Source organism: Aeromonas sp. QDB63 (assembly GCF_027707425.1).
GTDB lineage: Bacteria > Pseudomonadota > Gammaproteobacteria > Enterobacterales > Aeromonadaceae > Aeromonas > Aeromonas caviae.
The window spans coordinates 1-8,287 of the sequence record NZ_JAPCIS010000058.1 but is presented as its reverse complement, the minus strand read 5'-3'; the positions used below and the strand labels follow the sequence as shown (position 1 = coordinate 8,287).

The following is an 8,287-nucleotide window of genomic DNA, read 5'->3' as shown; positions in this document are numbered from 1 at the left end:
TGGATACCGTGTCTCCTTTCCCGGGGAATGGCTATGGCACAGCGAAGGTGTAGCACTATTGGGATCAGTTATTTAGTTCGCGCCACGCTATCATATCTAACCCTGCTGAAACCAACAGATCAAGATCTCTCGATCGCTGCATTGGACTTATGTTTCAATCGCGAATTTAAAATCCTCCAGCCTGCGTTGAGTGCTCTGCGTAAGGGTGATTACTACCAATTTGAGGACCTATCGCCGATGTTACTGCTCGAATCAGTGGGAAATAGTCAGGTTGTTGATGGAGACACATATTCAGCAGAGGGAGAAATCCTGCTGCAAGGTGAGGTTAAAATCACCAAAAAGCTGCCAAAAACAGAGGAAAAGAAGCTAAAAACTTTAGAGCAATTATCCCCGGATTCATTGCTGGGGCAACTCGGTTACTCTGTAGATAAGGGGCCGTGCAAATGATCCTCCATCGGTTGGAGTTGCTACCTGGTGAGCATTTAGGGGCGGTAGTTGGCCGGATGCATGTGCTGAGCACGCACGGGACGTTTACTGCAACGGCCCAGATGCTGGGGCTGAGCAGCCCACAAATCCGTCCCCATCGTTTATGTCATCCCGACGATCCTGTCCTCGATACCCAATTTCGGGCCCGACACGTTCAACGCACGTGGCAGGATCACTCTGTCGGCAATTATTTAGCTTCTTTTTTGACTCCGGATGAGCAGAGGATAGTGGCATCAGCACTGGTGGGCCGTTCCCAGCTTCGGTTACGGGTGACTGGCCTGCACAATGTACAACACCAATATTGGCGCTGGTGCGCAGACTGTATTGCCGAGGATTATGAGCTCCATGGTATGCCCTACTACCACCGAGATCATCAACTGCCAGGAGTGTTCCATTGTCATCGGCATCAACGCGGTTTGTCTGGTCACTGCGCAGGCTGTGGTTTTTCTGCCAAATTGTTGTCGGAACAACTGATCCCACCCTACGATAGCCTCTGCCCCCATTGTGGACACTGGATGGGGGGATACGATGGTCATTTTACCGAGCGGATGCACGAGATCGAGTTGGCATCGCTGGCATTGGCCCAGTCCGCGAGTGCTCTCACCCTGTGTGCGCTAACTCAGCTGGTGACTGATTCGATGGGCATCTCGGGCGAGGCGATGCGCACGGTCAAAAGTATCAAAACGATCAATGCGTGGTTTCAGCAGATGGACTCGCAATGTGATCCCCTGGCACTTACTGCGTATTTCACCAATAGTGGGGGGCCAGGTCAGGTATGGCAATTACCCCCACAGCTGCGCAATGCACGGGGCTACCATGAGAAGTCAGCCCGAGATCCGTTGCACCCTCTGGCCCATCTAATGATGTTGCAGCATGCAGGCGTCGATCTGGTGGAGCTCTTGGGATCTGAGGGGTGATCGGTGTTGACCTCGGTGATCCCCACCTATATTCCTGGCGAGTCGGCCTACAGCTGGGTCAGCCAGTATTTTGTTCATTCGGCATACAGTGATCGAAACCATTTTTGTAACCAGCTATTCCACTGTCCTGCTGTTCGGTTGCATCCGGCATTACCAGGCCATATTGAGGCGGCTGCCCAGGCGGCGGGGGTGGATCCGCAATACCTGCTGCACCATGGCACGGGTTTCCCGCTTTATGCCCTTACGTTGAGAGACAAGCTGCAAGTCGACAACCTGGCATCTGCGATGTTGGGTGAAGGGAAGGGGCTGATGGCCCTGTCAGGACAAGCGGCCAGCAAGCTGGCTTTTGGCGGTGTCTGCCTGAAATGGTGTTCCGCCTGCTTGCGAGAGGATGAACAGGCCGTAGGATGTGGATATTGGCATACGGCGCATCAACTGTACGGGGTCACGGCCTGTGCCAAGCATGAGCTACGATTGCAAACCCTGGCGGCCAGTGCGGGAGGTATTGATCGGCGACTGCTAATACCGGATCCCGAGATACCCTGTGAACCATCGCGACCATCCGAACAGGAACTCTATCTCTCTACATTTATCACTGCTCTGCATCGGTATCTGTGCGTCCAGTCGCCAACGGAGTCGCTAGCGGAGCTGTACCAGCGATGGCTCGGGCAACAGGGCTATCTGACGGCCAGAGGCCATCTGCGTAGCCAGCCCCTGTTGCAGGCCATGACGGAGTTCTGGCAGGGGTTGTTTGCCGATATAATGCCAACAGTGCCACCGGGGCTGGCCAACTATCGATACGTCTCGGGGCTGGTGCACGGCAACCGCAATCACCACTACCTAAAGCATGCGATGTTGATGGCGTTTGTAAGCCGTAGCCCAGCGGAATTTTTTTCTATCAGTAGCCCACCTACGGTGCAGATACAATCCACTATGCCTAGCGACGGACAGCTATCAGAAACAGCAATACTGACATTGTTGGTGAAGCGAGTTCCCATGCGACAGATTGCCTGCCAGACCGGATACAGCATCGGCTATATCAAACAACTCGCCCTGAGACACAATCAACCGGTTGATCACCGTGCCAAGCGCATTACAGCTGAAGTTGAGCGGGGAATATGGCGTCAGGCGTTCATGGGGGGATCACGGCAGCAGATCGCGCACAGTCATGGCGTTTCTGTCGGGGCGGTCGAAGCCATTATTCAGAGCCACCAAGGGCTGTCTGACTGGCGACGGCATTTGAGAAGGGTTAACCGTCTCCGTGAGCACCGTGTAACGGTGGCTGCATATTTGGCAAAACATGCTGATGCTAGTCGAGGCTTTGTCGAGCAGGTGTGCAGAACGGCTTTCACCTGGCTCTATAAACATGATCGTGCCTGGTTGTATCAACAGTTACCTGCCGCCAAGCGAGCAGTTCACCATCCCAGTGTGGATTGGGAAGAACGGGATAGGAAACTGGCTGAGCAACTGGGGCTGCTGGCCGAGCAGGCAAGCTCTCTATCTGCATTGGAACGGGCAGTCGATAGGCCAGACTGCCTGAGGAAATACAAAACACGTCTACCGCTCAGTTACGCATTGGCTGTGCGGCTGGTTGCGGCGTATGCCGCTCAACATCCTATGCCCTGATGCTCGCCGTCGATACCTATACAGGTTCTGATATCAGGCATCACAACGAGGAGTATTGCCATGAAGGTCGAAGCCATCGTTCCTACCACACAGGTCGTCGATATTTTGTGCGATGTCTGTGGTGCTAGTACTACTAAATCGCTCGGTACGCAGGAATTCGGCACGCTGGAAGCTTGCTGGGATTATGGTTCGCAGCACGATGGTGAACGATATCAGGTACACCTATGTGAAGGCTGCTTTTTTGGGGCGCTGGCCAACCTGAGACAGGAGCATCGGTTGATGAATATGTTTTCGGATGATTATCAACCCGCAGACCCTGATCAATTTGGGAAAATTGAAGGCAATCGAGAGCTTATCTAACCACGATTTGAGTGGTTGTGTTGATCGGCTCATCAAGTGAGTCGATTGGTCGAGGTCATCGGCTCATCAAGTGAGTCGGTTGATCGAGGTGATCGGCTCATCAAGTGAGCCGATTGGTCGAGGTGATCGGCTCATCAAATGAGCCGATTGGTCGGGGTGATCGGCTCACCAAATGAGCCTATTGTTGGTGCTTTATGGTCACGTATGAACTGTTAATCAACAGGGGATGCCATGCCTAATCCGACCGACAAGATCGATAACTGCCTGCGCTCCCATAGGCGTAGTAATCACATCGGCCGGTTTTTCACCACCTAATCCCCACGCAGAGCGGGTGAGCCATCTCATCGTTTTAGCAGTATCTCCCCGGTGTAGGGATATGGCTGCGTCCACTGCTAAGGCTGCCCAGTAAACGCGATCTCCCTGAGCTGTCGATAAGCGATTGCCCCGTTTGATTTGGCGATTCAGTGTGTCTCGGCTAATGCCAATCATCTGGCAAATTGTTCGGGTATTAGACCCCAATAGCTTGCTCAGTTTGACGACGATCTCAGGAGATACACCAGACACTATGTGCTGATGGGCGGCTAGCCAGTTACGTGGTAGACCGAGCGACTCCAGAACAGATAGATTGCTGGTTGGGGGAGATTGCTCTACATGAGTCATTATGAGTCTGCGCCTCCGTATGGGGGTGTTGATGGCAGCCCAATGCGAATCATCACTCAGGAGTTCATTGGGTCATCATCTAGTTTGGGGCATTTCGCAAGCCGTTGGCTACAAAATTGACATCATGATGTAATTATATATAAATCAATACTTTAAGTTGGCCAACCCCGATTGGCTCAGTTATCGTTCAACACAAGTGTGCACCAATCAGTTGATGGTATCCATATGGCAGCCATCGTGCGCTCAATCTGTTCCCTTTCTGGCGACTATTGCTGCGAATAGAATCAGTCTATGCGCGGCCCTACAACCTATAAACATTCAATCCTCCAGAGCTGCCATGGCCCCAGGGGTAGAGAGGCCGCACAGGCGTGTGCCAACCTATGAGAGGTGTCATCTGATGACGAAAGTTTTCGTCTAGTTTCCGCTTTGCCGCCTGGCATCTCGCCCGAGCAGGACTATCGTCTGCCGGTGGCGAGTGGGTCATTGCGCTAAACCGATCAAAATGCCCGCTTGGCGGCCTTTCTTGTGGCAAACCAGAGCGGCCACCTCGCTGAGTCAAACTCACCAGCGATTTGTCTTAAACTTTCATCCCGATCAGGCCCTACCGAGCTTCGACAGAGGGTGTAAAAGTGGCGCTACATTACTATTTGGCTGCAAAGCGACCATTTTGCTAAGCGAACTCTGCCATTCAACATAATGGGCATTATGCGCGATTCATTCAGGGGCTCTATATCCTGCGCTAGTTAGAACTGGGGTAGCTTTGCAGAAGTTGCCGGCGAAAATCGTACTAGCCAAAGTCGATTTCATTTTGTTTCCTTATAGGGATGAGCATTAACGTCAAAAAATGAGGTGGTGGGAATGATTTGTCTGAGTAAGCTCGCTGTTTACGAACGATCTAATAGAGCCCGAGATCCGACAACTCCCTCGGAGGTGTTGGTTGCATTGACGAGTGATGAAGAGTCGTTGGTTCGCTACTATCTGGCTCTCAATCCCGCGACTCCTATCGAGGTGATGATTGAGCTGGCGGGTGACGATGATGACGACGTTAGCCGGATTGCATCTAGTAACCCAGCTCTCCCCCCCAATACGTTTATGGCACTCGCAGAACACACAAATGTAGTGACTCGCGTCACTGTGGCCAGAAACCGATCAGCTCCGCCTGAGGCGTTAGCAATGTTGGCGTGTGATAGGGATAAGCATGTTCGCCGTGGTGTCAGCTGTAATCCAATTACACCGATATCTGTGTTGGAGATGCTGGCCTATGACGCAGAGGAGGACGTTCGAGCGGGCGTGGCTTGCAACCCTACAACGCCACCTGATTTGCTTGATCGGGTTCTGAGCCTGATGAGCCCTGATGAAATGAAGATCTTGATGGCTGCGGCAAGCAATCCTTCCATGTTGCACGACACTGTGAGCAGGCTGGCGTCTGATGAGAGACCTCTAATCCGTATGGCGGCAGCGGGCAACCCCATACTGCCTGTTAATCAGATGGTCGAACTGGCTTGTGATGAGGATAAACATGTTCGCGAAGCTCTCCTCAATAATCCAGCCTTACCAACTCAGGTTCTGCTTAAACTGGCAAGTGATGAGGATAAATATGTCCGACAAACCTTAACTGAGCATCCGTCTTTGCCTGCTGAGGTGCTACTCCAACTAGCCTTAGAGGAGGAGGAGGACGCGCGTTACGCCCTAACACTACCCAATGTGCTACTTAAACTGGCCTGTGATGAGGATAACGATGTAAAAAAGTCCCTTATTATGGATCCACTCTTAACTGCTATGGTTCGGAACGAACTGTCCAGCGACGAGATGCCCTATATTGAAGATAGGAACGTTCGCAAGGCTTTAATCAACCACCCTGCCATACCCCCACAATTGTTACTATTGTTAGCATTGACAGATAAAGACTCTGAGGTGAGAGAGGCTGCGCGGCTCTCTGCCGAAGTAAAGCCAAATATCTTCTGGCAAAAAGAAATCAGGATAATAGCGACGGAAAATGTGATGCACGAAGCACTATTTTCTGCTAAGGCGTCTACGACTCAAGCCATTGTTAATACACTGCGCATAGCAAAAAAAGTACTTTTCAGCGTAAACCATCTATTGAGTTGCAATCCTCAACAGGATTCTAATCGTTTATATTAATGTTATTTGACTGTGCTAAGTATTCAAGGTGAACATTTACTGGCTAATGCTTAGTCATATTGACAATGGGAGCTTTAATAGCGACTATTATGTATTGTTGAATCTATATTTATTTTGAAATTTAATGCTGAAAGGAGCTAAAATGTTGAAACCTTGTGTGCTTCACGCAACTTTAAAGGATGCGGCAGAAAGGGGTGAGCTGGTCACTTTAAGTACAGTGGTGCAGAGTATATTTGTGGGATTGGTGAATGACCTTCCTCCTTACGTTGAAATAAAAATTAAAATAAATGATGAGGCCAAGCTTACACAGCTCCGCCGGGAGCTTAGTGCCGAACTATGTGCGCTATACCATATCGACATTGCTGCCAATAGGCTGCCACTCAGTGCTTTGTTCGTTTGCGAAAAAGACCATCAGCCTGGACCACCGCTCCGGAAACTTATGGAATCAACTAACGGATTAAAGTTTGCATCTAACACAGAGTGGTGTGCCCATTGGCGTGACATAGTTAACTCAATCTACAAACAGTACCAAGAGGATTTCGTGACTATCTTGTGATGGAAATCACGTAAGTTGCTATTATTACTTTAATGTTTCACCATGATGGCTCAAAATTAATTTTGAGGGTACAGGGCAGTGTGCTTCGATTCCCGATGTGAAATCATAATTGGTGCGGAATTTCGGATTAAATATCACCATTGATGTCAAATTTATTAGTAAGGGGTTTTTACATCCTTATGGTACACCTGATTACTTAAAGGGATATATTCTATGAGTGCTAATCATGTTGACTACTGGGCCGAGCTCACATGCGTGGAGAAATCGGCAATGCAAGAACAACTTTCAGATATCGCAACCTACAATGGATTTACGCAGGATAGTTCTATAGCTGCAATTGCAGCTGCAATAATGTGCGAAGGTATGTGGATTGAATACTTTCCGGATATATTCGAACGAAGAGAGTATGCATGTATCGCGTCTCAGGTTGTGGTTATATTACTCATCGAGGGAGATGAGGATGTTAATCCACACGATGAATACTTAGCACAACTAGAGTGGAAAGATTTACATTCTCAATTTAACGAAACCAAAGCTATTGCGCTCGAAATCATTATGTATTTCTTCGAATTGGATGCTGAATATAAGCGCGAGAAGGAAAAACGCCTAGCTTTCTTAATAAAATGGGCCAGCAAAGCTGGCTGGTGTCTCGATGAAAGCATGATTGAGGAATTAGATAAAGTGAGTCGTTTATTTCTTCATGATTCAGAATTCAGCGCAATAGCTGCAATGATTTCTTGGATGTGGAGAGATAAGACTATTCCAGAACGTGATTCTATATTGAAAATAACAACATATATTGTCGTCTATCATGAAAGGGGGGAATTAGAAAATCTTTTATCTTTTCTTTTAGAGACGCATTTAAGAAAATCTGCTTATGGGTTTTCAGTTTCTAAGCAGAGAGAACTATATTCAGACGTTTATGATGAGATAGTCAATGTCATGCGTGGGTTTGAGCTGACATTTTGTGATTGAGGTGGCCATTGCGGCTCTGAATTTATATTTGTGTATCACACATCTGCGTGTCGGTGATGCTTAGAATCAGTAAAATAATATTTCTCGATAAATTCACCAATGTCTTTCTCGTACATTTCGACAGAGCGAGAAAGGCAGATAGTCTTACTGGCTAGTCGTTTGAGCCGTGTCCTGAGCGTCAATGTTCAATGAAAATTCCTATGACAAAGGGCTGGATGCCGTTGTTACCTCAACTAGCAATGCTATGCTGTTGTCTGCCGATTAAGCCAGTAGTCTCTGGTCATTAGGTGGGGGGACGCTGGGGCTTGGGTTGGGGTTCATCTCTGGCTTAGCAGACCAATTTCCTCTCGATGCTGCTAAAATATTTACGGCCAAACGCCCACCCGGTGAAGACCTTAGCCATCCCCTCATATAAGCAGGCGTGACGCGGCTTTCAGGGTAAATTTCCTTATTTTGACCAAGGAATACCATCGAGGTGTGGTAATCCCCCAGGGCAAGATCGCGAACGTTTTTTAAGCAGGGCACGAGGATTTGACCGACCGAACAGGGTGTGATCTTATACTCT

General features: G+C 49.1%; 9 protein-coding genes and 1 pseudogene. 7 read left to right on the top strand and 3 right to left on the bottom strand.

Annotation, left to right across the window (positions count from 1 at the left end):
* The 4 genes and pseudogenes from PG879_RS20090 to PG879_RS20075 form a co-directional block, all read left to right on the top strand.
* Positions 1-447: pseudogene (locus tag PG879_RS20090) on the top strand (hypothetical protein); the annotation flags it as partial.
* Positions 444-1,403, top strand: coding sequence for a TniQ family protein (locus tag PG879_RS20085; protein ID WP_082189295.1), 960 nt, complete (start codon positions 444-446; stop codon positions 1,401-1,403). The pseudogene PG879_RS20090 and the gene PG879_RS20085, both read left to right, overlap by 4 nt.
* 3 nt (positions 1,404-1,406) lie before the next feature.
* Complete coding sequence (locus tag PG879_RS20080) at positions 1,407-3,029, top strand: TnsD family Tn7-like transposition protein (protein ID WP_082189294.1); 1,623 nt, start codon at positions 1,407-1,409, stop codon at positions 3,027-3,029.
* A 60-nt stretch (positions 3,030-3,089) separates the two neighbouring features.
* Positions 3,090-3,389: a hypothetical protein gene (locus PG879_RS20075; RefSeq protein ID WP_103261339.1), complete on the top strand. Its 300-nt coding sequence runs from the start codon at positions 3,090-3,092 to the stop codon at positions 3,387-3,389.
* 216 nt (positions 3,390-3,605) lie between these two features.
* Here PG879_RS20075 and PG879_RS20070 read toward each other — a convergent pair whose 3' ends face one another.
* Entirely contained in the window at positions 3,606-4,049 is a 444-nt protein-coding gene (locus PG879_RS20070) for an antitoxin Xre/MbcA/ParS toxin-binding domain-containing protein (protein ID WP_080630556.1), read from the bottom strand.
* A gap of 942 nt (positions 4,050-4,991) precedes the next feature.
* On the opposite strand from PG879_RS20070, the gene PG879_RS20065 reads away from it, so the two are divergent.
* The 3 genes from PG879_RS20065 to PG879_RS20055 all read left to right on the top strand — a co-directional run bounded on the left by PG879_RS20065 (position 4,992) and on the right by PG879_RS20055 (position 7,722).
* Positions 4,992-6,191 carry a hypothetical protein gene (locus PG879_RS20065; RefSeq protein WP_152952563.1) on the top strand — a complete coding sequence of 400 codons (1,200 nt, stop codon included), beginning with the start codon at positions 4,992-4,994 and terminating at the stop codon, positions 6,189-6,191.
* Positions 6,192-6,333: 142 nt separating this feature from the next.
* Positions 6,334-6,747, top strand: coding sequence for a hypothetical protein (locus tag PG879_RS20060; RefSeq protein ID WP_043154885.1), 414 nt, complete (start codon positions 6,334-6,336; stop codon positions 6,745-6,747).
* Positions 6,748-7,017: 270 nt separating this feature from the next.
* Entirely contained in the window at positions 7,018-7,722 is a 705-nt protein-coding gene (locus tag PG879_RS20055; RefSeq protein ID WP_152551737.1) for a hypothetical protein, read from the top strand.
* A gap of 35 nt (positions 7,723-7,757) precedes the next feature.
* On the opposite strand, the gene PG879_RS20050 is transcribed toward PG879_RS20055, so the two are convergent.
* Entirely contained in the window at positions 7,758-7,904 is a 147-nt protein-coding gene (locus tag PG879_RS20050; protein WP_395263780.1) for an IS1 family transposase, read from the bottom strand.
* Between the two features lie 79 nt (positions 7,905-7,983).
* On the bottom strand, positions 7,984-8,287 hold a 304-nt coding region (locus tag PG879_RS20045), incomplete at its 5' end, for a hypothetical protein (RefSeq protein WP_270830608.1).

Excerpts from the sequence above, each read along its gene's own strand:
- PG879_RS20075 (WP_103261339.1), top strand. The coding sequence starts at position 3,090 with ATGAAGGTCGAAGCCATCGTTCCTACCACACAGGTCGTCGATATTTTG.
- PG879_RS20055 (WP_152551737.1), top strand. The coding sequence starts at position 7,018 with ATGCAAGAACAACTTTCAGATATCGCAACCTACAATGGATTTACGCAG.
- PG879_RS20060 (WP_043154885.1), top strand. The coding sequence starts at position 6,334 with ATGTTGAAACCTTGTGTGCTTCACGCAACTTTAAAGGATGCGGCAGAA.
- PG879_RS20085 (WP_082189295.1), top strand. The coding sequence starts at position 444 with ATGATCCTCCATCGGTTGGAGTTGCTACCTGGTGAGCATTTAGGGGCG.
- PG879_RS20070 (WP_080630556.1), bottom strand. The coding sequence starts at position 4,049 with ATGACTCATGTAGAGCAATCTCCCCCAACCAGCAATCTATCTGTTCTG.